Annotated in this window: 14 protein-coding genes; 7 read left to right on the top strand and 7 right to left on the bottom strand. The window is 66.9% G+C overall.

Features of this window, described 5'->3' with window-relative positions; translation table 11 throughout:
- Positions 1-235: 235 nt before the first annotated feature.
- From MRS60_RS16270 to MRS60_RS16235, 7 genes are all read right to left on the bottom strand, one after another.
- Complete coding sequence (locus MRS60_RS16270; RefSeq protein WP_034179298.1) at positions 236-1642, bottom strand: amino acid permease; 1407 nt, start codon at positions 1640-1642, stop codon at positions 236-238.
- A gap of 226 nt (positions 1643-1868) precedes the next feature.
- Positions 1869-2525, bottom strand: a complete 657-nt coding sequence (rqpR, locus tag MRS60_RS16265; RefSeq protein ID WP_034179297.1) for a response regulator transcription factor RqpR — start codon at positions 2523-2525, stop codon at positions 1869-1871.
- Between the two features lie 7 nt (positions 2526-2532).
- Entirely contained in the window at positions 2533-3348 is an 816-nt protein-coding gene (gene rqpS / locus MRS60_RS16260) for a quorum system sensor histidine kinase RqpS (protein WP_243564993.1), read from the bottom strand.
- Positions 3349-3764: 416 nt separating this feature from the next.
- Entirely contained in the window at positions 3765-4535 is a 771-nt protein-coding gene (locus MRS60_RS16255) for a ferredoxin--NADP reductase (RefSeq protein ID WP_034179295.1), read from the bottom strand.
- Between the two features lie 342 nt (positions 4536-4877).
- The gene (locus MRS60_RS16245) at positions 4878-5693 is read right to left on the bottom strand and encodes an endonuclease/exonuclease/phosphatase family protein (protein ID WP_034179294.1); all 816 of its coding nucleotides are present in this window, start codon (positions 5691-5693) and stop codon (positions 4878-4880) included.
- A 5-nt stretch (positions 5694-5698) separates the two neighbouring features.
- The gene (locus MRS60_RS16240; RefSeq protein WP_034179293.1) at positions 5699-6187 is read right to left on the bottom strand and encodes a hypothetical protein; all 489 of its coding nucleotides are present in this window, start codon (positions 6185-6187) and stop codon (positions 5699-5701) included.
- A gap of 146 nt (positions 6188-6333) precedes the next feature.
- Entirely contained in the window at positions 6334-7053 is a 720-nt protein-coding gene (locus MRS60_RS16235) for a nitroreductase (RefSeq protein WP_207921107.1), read from the bottom strand.
- 229 nt (positions 7054-7282) lie between these two features.
- Here MRS60_RS16235 and MRS60_RS16230 point away from each other — a divergent pair, with 229 nt between their 5' ends.
- The 7 genes from MRS60_RS16230 (at position 7283) to MRS60_RS16200 (ending at position 15464) form a co-directional block, all read left to right on the top strand.
- Positions 7283-8263: an AAA family ATPase gene (locus tag MRS60_RS16230; RefSeq protein WP_034179292.1), complete on the top strand. Its 981-nt coding sequence runs from the start codon at positions 7283-7285 to the stop codon at positions 8261-8263.
- A 145-nt stretch (positions 8264-8408) separates the two neighbouring features.
- Positions 8409-9518: an NAD(P)/FAD-dependent oxidoreductase gene (locus MRS60_RS16225; RefSeq protein WP_131947910.1), complete on the top strand. Its 1110-nt coding sequence runs from the start codon at positions 8409-8411 to the stop codon at positions 9516-9518.
- 138 nt (positions 9519-9656) lie between these two features.
- Positions 9657-9968 (top strand): high-potential iron-sulfur protein, encoded by a 312-nt coding sequence (locus MRS60_RS16220; RefSeq protein WP_014895772.1) that lies wholly within the window; start codon positions 9657-9659, stop codon positions 9966-9968.
- A gap of 187 nt (positions 9969-10155) precedes the next feature.
- The gene (locus tag MRS60_RS16215; RefSeq protein WP_111015898.1) at positions 10156-11463 is read left to right on the top strand and encodes an MFS transporter; all 1308 of its coding nucleotides are present in this window, start codon (positions 10156-10158) and stop codon (positions 11461-11463) included.
- Between the two features lie 321 nt (positions 11464-11784).
- Complete coding sequence (locus MRS60_RS16210; protein ID WP_034179288.1) at positions 11785-13413, top strand: ABC transporter substrate-binding protein; 1629 nt, start codon at positions 11785-11787, stop codon at positions 13411-13413.
- 118 nt (positions 13414-13531) lie between these two features.
- Positions 13532-14542 (top strand): ABC transporter permease subunit, encoded by a 1011-nt coding sequence (locus tag MRS60_RS16205; protein WP_034179287.1) that lies wholly within the window; start codon positions 13532-13534, stop codon positions 14540-14542.
- Positions 14543-14546: 4 nt separating this feature from the next.
- Positions 14547-15464 carry an ABC transporter permease subunit gene (locus tag MRS60_RS16200; protein WP_034179286.1) on the top strand — a complete coding sequence of 306 codons (918 nt, stop codon included), beginning with the start codon at positions 14547-14549 and terminating at the stop codon, positions 15462-15464.
- The last annotated feature ends 2 nt before the right edge of the window (positions 15465-15466 follow it).

Genomic DNA, 15466 nt, shown 5'->3' with positions numbered 1-15466 from the left:
CGGGATTATGAACCGCCCGGCGCGCGTGTGCAGGCAGCGTGCAAGTCGTGCGGGCAAATCCGGAGGATCGGGCAAGAGATCGCGACGATCGGACACGATCGCGCGCGGGAAGGGCACGGCGGCGCGTGTCCGGCGGCGGCTGATGCGGCGGGGAAGGGGCGTGCCGCACGAGGCCGGTTACGGCCCGGCGCGGTGTCGCACCGCTGCGCGCGGCGTGCGCGCGCAGCGGCGGAGGTCAGTGCGCGTCGTGGTGACCGTGCGCGAGCTTCGAGTGGTGACGCGAGTACAGGAAGTAGATCACGAGGCCGATCACGAGCCAGATGCCGAACGCGGCCCACGTGACGGGCTGCAGGTTCAGCATCAGGAACAGGCACGACGCGACCGCGAGGATCGGCACCACGGGCACGCCCGGGCAGCGGAACGCGCGCGGCAGGTCGGGGTGCGTGCGGCGCAGCACGAGCACCGCGATCGACACCATCGAGAACGCCGCGAGCGTGCCGATGTTGATCAGCTCGGCGAGCACGTTGAGCGGCACGAGCGCGGCGATCAGCCCGAAGAACAGGCCGACGAGCCAGGTCGTCAGGAACGGCGTCGCGTAGCGCGGATGCACGCGCGACAGCGTCGCCGGCAGCAGCCCGTCGCGCGACATCGCGAAGATCACGCGGGTCTGGCCGTAGCTCATCACGAGGATCACGGTCAGCATGCCGAGCACGGCGCCAAGGTCGATGAAGCCTGCGACCCACTTCTCGCCGGCGGCCTGCAGCGCGTACGAGATCGGGTGCGAGATGTTCGCGTACTGGGCCGACGGCACGATGCCGGTCGCGACCGCGGCGACCGTCACGTACAGCACCGCGCACACCGCGAGCGACGCGATGATGCCGATCGGCAGGTCGCGTTTCGGATTCTTCACTTCCTCGGCCGCCGACGACACCGCGTCGAAGCCGATGAACGCGAAGAACATCACGGCCGCAGCGCCGAACACGCCGTTCCAGCCGTGCGGCATGAACGGCTTCCAGTTCGCGGGCGTCACGTGGAACAGGCCGACCGCGATCACGAGCAGCACGACCGACACCTTGATGAACACCATGATGTTGTTGATGCGGGTCGATTCGCGGATGCCGATCGACAGCAGCGTCGTGATCACGAGCATCACGAGGAACGCGGGCAGGTTGAACCACGTGACGACGCCCGGCACCGCGCCGGGTGCCGCCGTCAGCACGGTCGGCAGCGACAGCCCGAAGCCCTGCAGCAGCGACTGCAGGTAGCCCGACCAGCCGACCGACACGGCCGACGCCGCGAGGCCGTACTCGAGCATCAGGTCCCAGCCGATGATCCATGCGGCGAGCTCGCCGAGCGTCGCGTACGAATACGTGTAGATCGAGCCGGCGACGGGGATCGTCGACGCGAATTCCGCGTACGACAGCGCCGCGAGGCCGCATGCGATCGCGGCGATCACGAACGACAGCATCAGTGCCGGGCCGGCCTGCACGGCGCCGGTGCCGGTCAGCACGAAGATGCCGGTGCCGATGATCGCGCCGATGCCGAGGAAGGTGAGGTCGATCGCGCCGAGCGCTTTCTTGAGCCCGGCGGCGTGCGCGCCGGCGATCATGCGATCGACGTTTTTCTTGCGGAAGAGGGACATTGCGGATGAATTGCCAGCGCGCGCGAGCGCGGCGGCGCTGACTGAGTGAAAACCCGCAATTTTAGCCGATTTGGCGGACAAGGCCCGCTGCGGCGCAGCGGCGCGGCGCGGAATCGTCCGATAAAACAAGCGCTTGCGCGCGAAAACGGGCGGCGGTCGAGCGCGACGCGGCGTGCGCCGCGCCGTTGAATCGTACGAATCCGATGTATCGGGCGAATCCGTTGAATCAGGCGCCGGCCGTGGGCGACATGTCGACGAGCCGGTTGCTCATCACGTAGAACGTGAGCTCCGCGTTGTTCGACAGCCGCATCTTCTCGAGCAGCCGCGACCGGTACACGCTCACCGTCTTCACGGACAGCGACAGCGTGTTCGCGATGTCGGTGAGCCGCTTGCCCGACGCGAGCATGCAGAGCGTCTGGTATTCGCGGTCGGACAGCTTCTCGTGCGGCAGCGGCTCGTTCTCGAACGACACGTATTCGGCGAGCGCCTCGGCCATCGCGGGGCTCACGTACTTGCGGCCGGCCGCGACCTGCTGGATCGCGCCGATCATCTGCGCGGCGTTGACCGTCTTCGACAGGTAGCCGGCGGCGCCGGCCTTCAGCGCGCGCACCGCGTACTGGTCCTCGCGGTACATCGAGAACATCAGCACCGGCGTGCGCGACAGCTTGCGCTTGAGGCGCTTGAGCACCTCGATGCCGTTCGTGTCCGGCAGCGAGATGTCGAGCAGGATCACGTCGAATTCCTGCCGGTCGACGGCAGCCATCGCGTCGCCGCCGGTCTCGGCCTCGGTGACGTCGCGCGCGATGCCGCGGTCGATCAGCAACTGGCGGACCCCTTGCCGGACGATCGCGTGATCGTCCACGAGCAGGATGTTCAGGCTCATGACGACCTCACGAACGCGACGCGCGGCGTGCCGCGACGGGCGTCGCGAGCAGCGAATCCCACGCGAAGCGCGCGGTGACGCGCGTGCCGTGGCCGGTTTCCGGCGTGGCCGTCTCGAAGCTGCCGCCGAACGCTTCGCAGCGTGCGCGCATGCCGGCGAGGCCGTAGCCGGTGCGGCGGCCCCGGGCGAAACCGGTGCCATCGTCGGCGACGATCAGCGACAGGTGCGAGCCGTCGGTGACGATCCGCACGTCGACCGACTTCGCCCGTGCGTGTTTCGCGACGTTCGACAGCGCTTCCTGTGCGACGCGGAACACCGCGAGCGCGCTGGCGCCGGCGATCTTCGTCAGGCGCGCGTCGGCCGCGCACACGAAGCTGGTGCGCAGGCCCGTGCGCGCCGCATGGCTGTCGACCCACGACGACAGCGCGCCGACCACGCCCGCGTCGAGCGTCGGCGTGTCGCGTTCGTCGATCAGCCGGCGATTCGCGTCGGTCGCGGCGTCGAGCGCCTGCTGGGCAAGCTCCAGCGCGCGCACGCAGCCGTCCGGCGCGTCGGCCGGCAGCCACGTTTGAACGTTTGCGAGCGCGAAACGCGCGGCGGTGAGTTCGGCGCCGAGCCCGTCGTGCAGCTCGCCGGCCAGATGGCGGCGCGCGGCTTCGTCGGCGGCAAGCAGCTGGGCGGACAGCGCGGCGATGCGCGCAGCGGAGGCGTTGCGTTTCGACGCGGCTTCGGCAATGGGCGGAGTAGCGGCGCAGCCCTGTACGAGCTGCCGCGACGGGAACGGGGCGTGGGCGCCCAGGGGCGCGTTAAGCGACGTATCCATGACTCTCCCTGCTGTCAGAAAGCGGTTCAGACACCGGCTGGCTGCGTGGAACGACTGTCGTTTCGATGACGGTCGCCGCCAGGGAATCGCTCCATGCCGAGGTAACAAAAGTTACATTTTGTAACGTTTGCATCCGACCCTTCAACACCCGTCCGAACGGCGACCACGAGCGCCGAATAATATCTCAAAAATTCCGTAAAAGTCATGTCGGGCGGACATTTAAGGGTAAATGTGAACAATCCGGATGAAGCTGTTGTAGGAAAAACACTGACACCCAAGCACCGGGCGATGACGTATCCAAATGTAACTATTTGAGATGAGATGGTCCCAGTTTGTTACGAATTCGCCAAGTGGGGACGAAAAAAAACCGGAGCTTTTGCTCCGGTTTTTTGATGCGGCACAAATTTCGGGGCGGATCAGTCCACGAATGCGCGTTCGATCACGTAGTGGCCCGGCGCGCTGTTCTTGCCTTCGACGAGGCCGGCCTGCTTCAGCAGGTCGGTCGTGTCCTTCAGCATCGCGGTGCTGCCGCACAGCATCACGCGGTCGTTTTCCGGCGAGAACGGCGGGACGTCGAGATCCGTGAACAGCTTGCCCGTCGCGATCAGGTCGGTGATCCGGCCTTCGTTGTCGAACGCTTCGCGCGTGACCGTCGGGTAGTAGACGAGCTTTTCCTTGATGATGTCGCCCAGGTACTCGTGGCCCGGCAGGTCGTGCTTGATGTAGTCCATGTACGCGAGCTCGCCCTTCAGGCGGCACGTGTGCGTGAGGATCACCTTGTCGAAGCGGTCGTAGATGTCCGGATCGCGGATGATCGACATGAACGGCGCGAGGCCCGTGCCCGTCGACAGCATCCACAGCGTCTTGCCCGGCAGCAGGTTGTCGGCGACCAGCGTGCCCGTCGGCTTCTTGCCGATCAATACCGTGTCGCCCACCTTCAGGTGCTGCAGGCGCGACGTCAGCGGGCCGTTCTGGACCTTGATGCTGAAGAATTCGAGGTGCTCTTCGTAGTTCGGGCTGACGATCGAGTAGGCGCGCGCGAGCGGCTTGCCATCGACCTCGAGGCCGACCATCGTGAATTCGCCGTTGTTGAAGCGCAGGCTCGCCTCACGGGTGCAGGTGAAGCTGAAAAGCGTGTCGGTCCAGTGGTGGACGGATTGGACGGTGGCGGTGTCGTATTTGCTCATGGCTTTGAAAACGGACGCGCGTAGCGAACGCGTGTAACGGGCCCAAAAACGGGCAAAAAAACCGAGTGCGACGGCCCGATCGAGGATCGGCCGGCCGGCGCGTCGGACACGCGCCTTCTCGATGACAGACGATTGACGAACTGGTTATTTTACCCTGTTGGCGCTGATCGCGGGCTTGACCCGCGTGGCTGCGCGGATTTGGCGCAACGAATTCTTTCAACTGACTTTCGTCGATCGGCCGCGGGTTTCGCGCCGAAGCCGACGAGCGCCACGCCGCACAGCGTGCCGAGCGGGCGCCGCACGCGCCGGCAGCCGCGCTGGCGGCGGATTGCGATCGTGTCGTTATTGCGGATCGAGGCGCAGGCGCGCGATGTACGGCAGGTGGTCCGACAGCCACGCGGCCTCGCCGGACGGCGCGCGCCATTCGAGCGGCGTCAGGCCGCGCACGAACATCTTGTCGAGCGCGAGCGCCGGCGAGAACGCGGGGAAGGTGCGGCCCGATTCGCCGAGCAGCGTCGCGACCTCGGACATCCCGATCTCGCCGAACAGCGCGACCGAATCGTTGCGCCAGTCGTTGAAGTCGCCGGCGAGCATCAGCGGGCCGTCGCCCGCGTTGCGCACGATCCAGTGCGCGATCCAGTGCATCTGGCGCAGCCGCGCCGCGCGCGTGAGCGCGAGGTGCGCGCACAGCAGCGTGACCGGGCGCGCACCCGCGAGCGTCGCGCGCGCGACGAGCAGCCCGCGCCGTTCGAAGCGGTGCGCGGAGATGTCCCAGCGGCCGCCGAGATCGAGCGGATGCGGCGACAGGATCGCGTTGCCGTGCCGCCACGACGGCTTGAACACGTTCGGCCCGAGCGCGATCTGCCAGTCGAGCGCATGCGCGATCTCGGTGGCCTGGCAGTGCCATACGTCGTCGACCTCGTCGTCCATCGGCGCGCCGAAGCCGGGCGCGAGCACGGGGCGCGGCATGCGGCGCGCCATCGCTTCCTGCAGGAAATACACGTCGGCGTGCGTCGACTGCATCCAGTTGCGCATCGCGTTCCATGCGGTGAAGCCGAGCGGCGAGCGGCCCTTGTGCAGGTTCCAGCTGACCGCGGTGATTTCGTCGGGGGCGGCGTGCGGTTCGGCGAACGGCAGGGACAGGGCGTCTGCGGACATGACGCTCAGTCCTTCGCGACGTGCGCGCGCACGCGGTACACGAGGTGCGGACGTTGCTCGACGAGCGTCCAGTCGGTCCACGCGTCGCTGCCGACCGACAGGCCGGGGTGGCTCGCGACGATCTGTCGCGGCGACGCGGGCACGCACGGATCGCCACGCGTCGCGTTTTCGTCGTCGAGCGTTTCCTGCACGTCGAGCGCGAGCGACACCGTGTTCGCGCCGGTGTCGACGGTGAGCGGCGCGACCGTCACCGAGCGCGAGCGCTCGGTCGGCACGACGCGCGCGGCGTTGCCGCAGCCGACCGGCACGGCGGACGGATAGCGATGGGTATCGGTGCGGGTCTGACCCACGGTGGTGCGCTGCTGGAACGTGTCGATCGTCTGACCGTCGCGCACTACCTGGATCTCCCACGCGACGGAGGCCGGTGCGGGGCTCTGCGCATGGGCGGCGAGCGCGAGGCTCGCGAGCAGGACGGCCAGGCCGTGTTTCAGCATGAAACGTCTCCGGAAACGCGGAATAGCGGGGAACGGACGCACATCTTACGCCCGATCGATTTCGATCGTGATGTGACAGGACGCGCCGCGACAGGTTCGTCGCGCAATATGGTCCTGTCCGAAAGGTAGGTGCGCGTCATGCATTTTCAAGCGAAAAAGCGTGCGAATTCGGCGACGGGCGCGCGTTCGGTGACGAGGCGGTTCTCGATCGCGTCTGGGTCCGCATGGCCGAGCGACATGCCGCAGACGAATTGTTCGTTGGCGGGAATGCCGAGATGTTCGGCGACGATCCGGTGAAACGGCACGAACGCGGCCTGCGGGCAGGTATCGAGCCCGCGTGCGCGTGCGGCCGTCATCACGCCCTGCAGGAACATCCCGCAATCGAGCCACGCGCCGTACGACATCACGCGATCGAGCGTGAAGAACAACGCGACCGGCGCATCGAAGAAGCGGAAATTGCGCGCGTGCTGCGCGTGCATGCGCGCCTTCTCGTCGCGGCCGATGTTCAACAGCCCGTACAGGTCCCAGCCGACCTTGCGGCGCCGGTCGAGATACGGCGACACCCATTCGCGCGGGTAGTAGTCGTACTCGGCGACGTATTTCTCGTCGCGCGCGGGATCGTCGTGGGCCGCGGTCAGCGCGGCGGCGAGCGCATCGCGCGTGGCGCCTGTCGCAACGTACACGCGCCACGGCTGGATGTTGGTGCCGGACGGCGCGCGGCTCGCGGCTTCGAGGATCGCCTCGAGCGTGTCGCGCGGCACGGGCGTCGGCAGGAACGCGCGGATCGCGCGGCGCGACGTGAGCGCCGCGTCGACGGCGGCGATCGCATCGGCGTCGATGCGCGGGAAAGCGGTGGGGGCGGACATCGGCATACCTTCGGGACGGGGCGCGACGCGCCGCGCGGGCGCCGCCGGCGAAGCCTTGAGGCGGGTGGGTGAACCGACGATCATACGCCGCGCCGCGCAGCCGTGCAGCGCACGCCGGGTGTTAGCAGCAGACTCGCACGGCTGCTTGCTTGCGCGCGGATACGGGCCCGCTACACTGAAATCGTAAGGGTCTGATGGTTGTGCGACAGCAAGCGGCAGCGAGGTTGGTATGACGACGGCGATGGTGAAACAGGAACTGGCGGTGGCGTCCTTCAGCACGGTGTACGACCTCGAGCAGGTCGAGACGGCGCTGAGCGACCTGAACGAGAGCGCGAGCGATGCATTGCGCGCCACCTACGAAAGGATGCTCAAGACGGGGAATCTGCGCTTTTGCGTGAAGCCGAACCGGATGCCGTCGTTCGACGCGCTCGGCGACGCGCTGCCGAATTTCACCGAGCCGCTCGACGACGTGCGCAAGCAGGTCGCGCTGTGCCTCGAAACGGACGACCGGCTCGAACTGATGCCGATCCTGCTGCTCGGGCCGCCCGGCATCGGCAAGACGCATTTCGCGAAGGCGCTCGCGCAACTGCTCGGCACCGCGTACCACTACGTGCCGATGAGTTCGCTGACGGCCGGCTGGATCCTGTCGGGCGCGTCGTCGCAATGGAAGAACGCGAAGCCCGGCAAGGTGTTCGACGCGCTCGTGAACGGCAGCTACGCGAACCCGGTGATCGCGGTCGACGAGATCGACAAGGCCGGCAGCGATGCGCAATACGATCCGCTCGGCGCGCTGTATGCGTTGCTCGAGCACGACACCGCGCGCGCGTTCGTCGACGAATTCGCGGAAGTGCCGATCGATGCGGGCAACGTGATCTGGGTCGCGACCGCGAACGAAGCGCAGGCGATTCCGGAGCCGCTGCTCAACCGGATGAACGTGTACGAGATCGCGCCGCCCGATGCGGCCGGTGCGCGCCGGATCGCGCAGACGATCTACGACGAGATCCGCACGTCGCACGCATGGGGTCGGCGCTTCCCCGACACGCTCGGCGACGACGCGCTCGACGTGCTGGCCGCGACGCCGCCGCGCACGATGCGCCGCGCGCTGCTGCATGCCTTCGGCGCCGCGCGGCTCGACGGTCGCGACGCGATCGGGCCGCACGACATCCGTGCCGACGAGGGGGCCGCGAAGCGCAGGCCGATCGGCTTCTGAACCGGCGGCGCGCGCACGGCCGAGGTGTGCGCGCCGAATCGTGCGCAGTGTCGTCGCGACGCGGCACACATGCTTTCGGCAGGCTTGCGAACCGGGACGTACAATTCTCTTCTCTCCCCTCGACGCGTTAGCAGCGCGAAACGTCATGGAGCAGATGGATTGTGTGGTGATCGGCGCGGGCGTCGTCGGCCTTGCGATTGCACGCGAACTGGCCGCGCGCGGGCGCGAGACGCTCGTGCTCGAGGCCGCCGACGCGATCGGCACGGGCACGAGCTCGCGCAACAGCGAAGTGATCCACGCGGGGCTCTACTATCCGCGCGGTTCGCTGAAGGCGATGTCGTGCGTGCGCGGTCGCGATCTGCTGTACGAATTCTGCGACACGCATCACGTGCCGTATCGGCGCACGGGCAAGCTGCTGGTCGCGACGAGCGTCGCGCAGGTGAAGCAGTTGAAGGCGATCGCCGCGCGTGCCGCCGAAAACGGCGTGCTCGACCTGCTGCCGCTCACGCGCGTCGAGGCGCAGACGCTCGAGCCCGCGCTCGAATGCGTGGAAGCGCTGTTCTCGCCGTCCACCGGCATCGTCGACAGCCACCAGCTGATGCTCGCGCTGCTCGGCGCCGCGGAACGCGACGGCGCCGTGTGCGCGCTGAAATCCCCGGTCGAGTCGATCGACGTGCTGCGCGGCGGGCGCTTCGTCGTGCGCACGGGCGGAGATACGCCCGCCGAGATCGAGGCCGCCTGCGTGATCAACAGCGCGGGCCTCGGTGCGCAGGCGCTGGCGCGCCGCACGCGCGGCCTCGACCCGCACTGGGTGCCGCCGCTCTATCTCGCGCGCGGCAATTATTTCAGCCTGTCGGGCCGTGCGCCGTTCTCGCATCTCGTCTACCCGATGCCCGACCGCGCGGGGCTCGGCGTACACCTGACGTTCGATCTTGCCGGGCAGGCACGCTTCGGGCCGGATGTCGAATGGTGCGATTCGCTGCGCTACGAAGTCGATCCGGCGCGCGCCCCCGCGTTCTACACGTCGATCCGCGCGTTCTGGCCGGGCCTGCCCGACGGTGCGCTGCAGCCGGCGTACGCGGGCATTCGGCCGAAGGTCGCGGGGCCCGGCGAGCCGCCGGCCGATTTCATCGTGCAGGGCGCCGCGCAGCACGGCGTGCGCGGGCTCGTGAACCTGTTCGGCATCGAGTCGCCGGGGCTCACCGCGTCGCTCGCGCTCGCGCAGCGTGTCGGCGACATGGCCGCATACGGCTGACGCGCCCGTGCGCGTCGCGCCGTGTGAAATCCCTTATCTCCGGCATTTCGGCGCGCACATTTATTCGCTTGGCGGTTATTCTGTCGAACGGCTGTCGCCAGAACAGCTTTCAAACCGATAACGTTGGAGCGAGTCCCCATGAAAACATCCCGTCGGAGTTTCCTGATTTCGAGCGTTGGCGTCGTGTCCGCGCTGGCGCTGTCGCGTGAAGCGCTGGCCGATGCGCCGATGCTGTCGGAAACCGATCCGACCGCGGTGGCGCTCGGCTACAAGGCCGATGCCACGAAGGTCGACAAGACGAAGTACCCGAAATACGCAGCGGGCCAGGATTGCGCGGCCTGCATGCTGTACCAGGGCAAGAAGGGTTCCGCTTCGGGCCCGTGCGGCGCCTTCCCCGGCAAGCAGGTGTCGGCGAAGGGCTGGTGCAGCGCATTCTCGAAGATGGGTTGAGGCCCGTGCGGCATCGTGCGATGCCGCAATGTGGCGAAAACCGCAAAACGCCCGCCGTCGAAAGACGGCGGGCGTTTTTATTGCTTGAAAACGGTTCCGTCGCTTTCTACACTCGCTGCAAACCAGCGCGGCGCGGCACACTGCGCCGCGCCGCCCGACACGGCGAATTCACGAGGATGAGGCACGCATGGCGACGATTGCGAATTCAACGAAAACGATCCGGCCCGAGCGTGCGCTGAATCGGCGCGCGGTCGTGGCCGCCGTGATCGGCAACGCGCTCGAGTGGTACGACTTCACGGTGTTCGGTTTCATGACGGTCGTGATCGCCGAGCTGTTCTTCCCGACCTCCAGCGAATACTCGTCGCTGCTGCTGACCACCGCGACGTTCGGCGTCGCGTTCTTCATGCGCCCGATCGGCGGCATCGTATTCGGGCTGTACGCGGACCGTGCCGGCCGCAAGGCCGCGCTGTCGCTCGTGATCCTGCTGATGACGTTCGGCATCTTCCTGCTCGCGATCGCGCCGCCCTATGCGGCGATCGGCATCGGCGGCCCGATCCTGATCGTGCTCGGCCGCCTGCTGCAGGGCTTCTCCGCGGGCGGCGAATTCGGCAGCGCGACGGCGCTGCTGATCGAGGCCGCGCCGTTCTCGAAACGCGGTTTCTACGGCAGCTGGCAGATGGCGAGCCAGGCGGCCGCGCTGCTGATCGGCGCGCTCGTCGGCGCGGCCGTCACGCGCGGGCTGTCGCACGACGCGCTGCACAGCTGGGGCTGGCGCGTGCCGTTCGTCCTCGGGCTCGTGATCGGCCCGATCGGCTTCTACATCCGCCGCCATCTCGCCGATTCCGAAGCATTCCTGCATGCGCAGCAGAGCGCGCGCCGCGCGACGCTCGGCGAAGTGTTCACGCGCCACCCGCGCGAGGTGCTGTGCGGGCTCGGCTCGGTGATCGCGCTGACGGTGACGATCTACGTGCTGATCAGCTATCTGCCGACCTTCGCGGTGAAGCAGCTGAAGCTGCCGTACTCGGAATCGTTCTACGCGGTGATCGTCGGCAACCTGCTGCTGATGGTGCTGTCGCCGGTCGCGGGCGCGTGGTCGGACCGCATCGGCCGCAAGGGGCTGTCGCTGTGGTCGCTCGCGCTGACGCTCGTGCTGATGTATCCGCTGTTCGCGTGGCTCGACGCGGCGCCGAGCATCGGGCGGCTGATTGCGGTGCAGGCCGTGCTGTCGGTGACGCTCGCAGGCTATTACGGGCCGTTCGGCGCGATGATCGCCGAGCTGTTCCCGGCCAACGTGCGCTCGACCGGGCTGTCGATCGCGTACAACGTCGCGGTGATGCTGTTCGGCGGCTTCGGGCAGTTCATCGTCACGTGGCTGATCAAGGTCACGGGTACGCCGCTGGCGCCGACCTACTACGTGATGGCCGGGCTCGCGCTGTCGATCGTCGCGGTCGCGTTCGTGCCCGCGCGCAGCGCCGATCTTGACGCGCCGGCGTGACGGCGTGACAGGGAGAAGACCGTCATCGAATCGTTTCGCAAAACGCAATGATGTGCGGCCAGACACGGGAAACCGCGCGCCGAACCTTCGCATTCGCGCCCGAATTGTTTAGTTGTCGAACGAAACATGCGCGGAATGAACGGAACTGTCGCTCGCGCGCGTTTTCGCATTTTTTACCCGTGCGAGACATCGGCAAAAACCCGTGCGGGCGCGTCTAGAAGAGTTTTTTCTCCAGCTTGTTGTAGAATCGCTAGCTCAAGTAATATCCGCGTACGCCGGACCCTGGCGGGACCGGTTCCGATCTGGAGACCTGGAGGAAACATGGAATACAACCGTCTGTTGCACACCCTGCGTGTTACCGCCATTGCAGGCGTGGCAGCGGCATCGCTCGGCGTCGCGGGCTCTGCATTCGCACAGATCCCGAACAAAACGCTCGTCTACTGCTCAGAAGGCAGCCCGGCGGGTTTTGATTCCGCGCAATTTACGACCGGCGTCGATTTCACCGCCGCCACGTTCACCGTCTACAACCGCCTCGTCGAATTCGAGCGCGGCGGCACCAAGGTCGAGCCGGGCCTCGCCGAGAAGTGGGACGTGTCGTCCGACGGCAAGGTGTACACGTTCCACCTGCGCCACGGCGTGAAGTTCCACACGACCGACTTCTTCAAGCCGACGCGCGAATTCAACGCGGACGACGTGCTGTTCTCGTTCCAGCGCATGCTCGACCCGAACCAGCCGTTCCGCAAGGCGTATCCGGTGTCGTTCCCGTACTTCACCGACATGGGCCTCGACAAGCTGATCACGAAGGTCGAGAAGGTCGATCCGTACACCGTGAAGTTCACGCTGTCCGAGCCGAACGCGCCGTTCATCCAGAACATGGCGATGGAATTCGCGTCGATCCTGTCGGCCGAATACGGCGACCAGCTGATGAAGGCCGGCAAGGCCGCCGACATCAACCAGAAGCCGGTCGGCACGGGCCCGTTCATCTTCCGCAGCTACACGAAGGACGCGACGATCCGATTCGACGGCAATCCTGATTACTGGAAGAAGGGCGAAGTGAAGCTGTCGAAGCTGATCTTCTCGATCACGCCGGATCCGGGCGTGCGCGTGCAGAAGATCAAGCGCAACGAATGCCAGGTGATGAGCTATCCGCGCCCGGCCGACATCGCGACGCTGAAGGCCGACTCGAACGTCGACATGCCGTCGCAGGCGGGCTTCAACCTCGGCTATCTCGCGTACAACGTCGAGCACAAGCCGGTCGACAAGCTCGAAGTGCGTCAGGCGCTCGACATGGCGATCAACAAGAAGGCGATCCTCGAATCCGTCTACCAGGGTGCGGGCCAGGCGGCCAGCGCGCCGATGCCGCCGACCCAATGGTCGTACGACAAGAACCTGAAGATGGCCGCGTACGACACCGCGAAGGCGAAGGCGCTGCTCGCGAAGGCCGGCTATGCGAACGGTTTCGAGATCACGCTGTGGGCGATGCCCGTGCAGCGCGCGTACAACCCGAACGCCCGCCTGATGGCCGAGATGATCCAGGCCGACTGGGCGAAGATCGGCGTGAAGGCGAAGATCGTCACGTACGAATGGGGCGAGTACATCAAGCGCGCGCACGGCGGCGAGCAGGACACGATGCTGATCGGCTGGACCGGCGACAACGGCGATCCGGACAACTGGCTCGGCACGCTGCTCGGCTGCGAGGCGATCAAGGGCAACAACTTCTCGCACTGGTGCTACAAGCCGTTCGACGAGCTGGTCCAGAAGGGCCGCACGACGACGGGCCAGGACGCGCGCACGAAGCTCTACACGCAGGCTCAGCAGATCTTCGCGCAACAGCTGCCGTTCTCGCCGATCGCGAACTCGACGGTCTACCAGCCGGTGCGCAAGAACGTGGTCGACATGCGCATCGAGCCGCTCGGCTATGCGCGCTTCGACGGCGTCGGCGTGAAGTAATACGACCGGCGTAAGCTGTCGTCCTTGAGAAGACCGGCTTGAAATCATCCGGCGGCGGGAGGCCAAAAGCCCCCCGTCGCCGGTCGCACATTTCCCACAAGAAAATACGAGAAGCATCATGCTCCGATTCGTGTTGCGCCGCGTGGGCATGGTGATCCCGACCTTCATCGGCATCACCATCCTCGCGTTCGCGCTGATTCACCTGATACCGGGCGACCCCATCGAAGTGATGATGGGCGAGCGCGGCGTCGATCCCGCCATGCACGCGGAGGCGATGAAACGCCTCGGGCTCGACCAGCCGCTGCCCTTGCAGTACGTCCATTACATCGGCCGTGCGCTGCACGGCGATCTCGGCACGTCGATCATCACCAACACCAGTGTCGCGGGCGAGTTCTTCGCGCGCTTCCCGGCGACCGTCGAGCTGTCGCTGTGCGCGCTGGTGTTCGCGCTCGCCGTCGGCCTGCCGGCCGGCGTGATCGCCGCGCTGCGGCGCGGTTCGGTCATCGACCACGGCGTGATGGGCACCGCGCTCACCGGCTACTCGATGCCGATCTTCTGGTGGGGGCTGATCCTCATCATGGTGTTTTCGTCGTACCTCGGCTGGACGCCCGTGTCGGGGCGCATCGCCGTCGAATACGACTTTCCGCACCCGACGGGCTTCATGCTGATCGACGCGCTGCTCGCGCCGGACGAAGGCTCGTTCAAGTCGGCGGTCAGCCACCTGATCCTGCCCGCGATCGTGCTCGGCACGATCCCGCTCGCGGTGATTGCGCGGATGACGCGCTCGTCGATGCTCGAAGTGCTGCGCGAGGACTACATCCGCACCGCACGCGCGAAGGGGCTGTCGCCCGTGCGCGTGGTGGTCGTGCATGCGCTGCGCAACGCGCTGATCCCGGTCGTCACCGTGATCGGCCTGCAGATCGGCACGCTGCTCGCGGGCGCCGTGCTGACCGAGACGCTCTTTTCGTGGCCCGGTGTCGGCAAGTGGCTGATCGATGCGATCGGCCGCCGCGACTATCCGGTCGTCCAGGGCGGCATCCTGCTGATCGCGACGCTCGTGATCGTCGTGAACCTGGTCGTCGACCTGCTGTACGGCGTGCTGAATCCGCGCATCCGCCACACGAGGTAATTCCATGAGCAATCTGCAAAACACCCTGCCGAGCGAATCCGCGCCGGCCGGCGGCCGTGCGCTCGCGCTGCGCGAGTTCTGGGCCAACTTCTCGCGCAACCGCGGCGCCGTCGGCGCCGGCATCGTCGTGATCGCGCTGATCCTGGTCGCGCTGCTTGCGCCGCTGATCGCGCCGCACAGCCCGGTCGAGCAATACCGCGACTACGTGAAGATCCCGCCCGCATGGCTCGACGGCGGCAACTGGAAATTCATCCTCGGCACCGACGAAGCGGGCCGCGACATTCTTTCGCGGCTGATGTTCGGCGCGCGGATGTCGTTCTGGATCGGCTTCGTGTCGGTCGTGCTCGCGCTGATCCCCGGCATCGTGCTCGGGCTCGTCGCCGCGTTCTTCCAGAAGTGGGCCGACACGCCCGTGATGCGCATCATGGACGTGCTGCTCGCGCTGCCGTCGCTGCTGCTCGCGGTCGCGGTCGTCGCGATCATCGGCCCGGGCCTCACCAACACGATGTTCGCGATCGCGATCGTTGCGCTGCCTGCCTACGTGCGCCTCACGCGCGCGTCGGCGCTCGGCGAGCTGCAGAAGGAATACGTGACGGCGTCGCGCGTGGCCGGTGCCGGCACGCTGCGCCTGATGTTCTCGCAGGTGCTGCCGAACTGCACGGCGCCGCTGATCGTGCAGGCGACGCTGGGCTTCTCGTCGGCGATCCTCGACGCGGCCGCGCTCGGCTTCCTCGGCCTCGGCGTGCAGCCGCCGACCGCCGAGTGGGGCGCGATGCTCGCATCCGCGCGCGACTACATCGACAACGCATGGTGGATCGTGACGATGCCGGGCCTGTCGATCCTGATTTCGGTGCTCGCGATCAACCTGCTCGGCGACGGGCTGCGCGACGCGCTCGATCCCAAACTGAAGCGGATGGCATGAAC

It is taken from the genome of Burkholderia pyrrocinia, assembly GCF_022809715.1.
GTDB lineage: Bacteria > Pseudomonadota > Gammaproteobacteria > Burkholderiales > Burkholderiaceae > Burkholderia > Burkholderia pyrrocinia_C.
The sequence above is the reverse complement of the archived record's forward strand: the minus strand, read 5'-3'. Positions and strand labels throughout refer to the sequence as shown.

Bases quoted from the DNA above. Each gene is read 5' to 3' on its own strand.
- MRS60_RS16210 (WP_034179288.1), top strand. From the start codon at position 11,785: ATGGAATACAACCGTCTGTTGCACACCCTGCGTGTTACCGCCATTGCA.
- rqpS (WP_243564993.1), bottom strand. From the start codon at position 3,348: ATGGATACGTCGCTTAACGCGCCCCTGGGCGCCCACGCCCCGTTCCCG.
- MRS60_RS16205 (WP_034179287.1), top strand. From the start codon at position 13,532: ATGCTCCGATTCGTGTTGCGCCGCGTGGGCATGGTGATCCCGACCTTC.
- MRS60_RS16225 (WP_131947910.1), top strand. From the start codon at position 8,409: ATGGAGCAGATGGATTGTGTGGTGATCGGCGCGGGCGTCGTCGGCCTT.
- MRS60_RS16255 (WP_034179295.1), bottom strand. From the start codon at position 4,535: ATGAGCAAATACGACACCGCCACCGTCCAATCCGTCCACCACTGGACC.
- MRS60_RS16215 (WP_111015898.1), top strand. From the start codon at position 10,156: ATGGCGACGATTGCGAATTCAACGAAAACGATCCGGCCCGAGCGTGCG.
- rqpR (WP_034179297.1), bottom strand. From the start codon at position 2,525: ATGAGCCTGAACATCCTGCTCGTGGACGATCACGCGATCGTCCGGCAA.
- MRS60_RS16200 (WP_034179286.1), top strand. From the start codon at position 14,547: ATGAGCAATCTGCAAAACACCCTGCCGAGCGAATCCGCGCCGGCCGGC.
- MRS60_RS16235 (WP_207921107.1), bottom strand. From the start codon at position 7,053: ATGTCCGCCCCCACCGCTTTCCCGCGCATCGACGCCGATGCGATCGCC.
- MRS60_RS16240 (WP_034179293.1), bottom strand. From the start codon at position 6,187: ATGCTGAAACACGGCCTGGCCGTCCTGCTCGCGAGCCTCGCGCTCGCC.
- MRS60_RS16230 (WP_034179292.1), top strand. From the start codon at position 7,283: ATGACGACGGCGATGGTGAAACAGGAACTGGCGGTGGCGTCCTTCAGC.
- MRS60_RS16270 (WP_034179298.1), bottom strand. From the start codon at position 1,642: ATGTCCCTCTTCCGCAAGAAAAACGTCGATCGCATGATCGCCGGCGCG.
- MRS60_RS16245 (WP_034179294.1), bottom strand. From the start codon at position 5,693: ATGTCCGCAGACGCCCTGTCCCTGCCGTTCGCCGAACCGCACGCCGCC.
- MRS60_RS16220 (WP_014895772.1), top strand. From the start codon at position 9,657: ATGAAAACATCCCGTCGGAGTTTCCTGATTTCGAGCGTTGGCGTCGTG.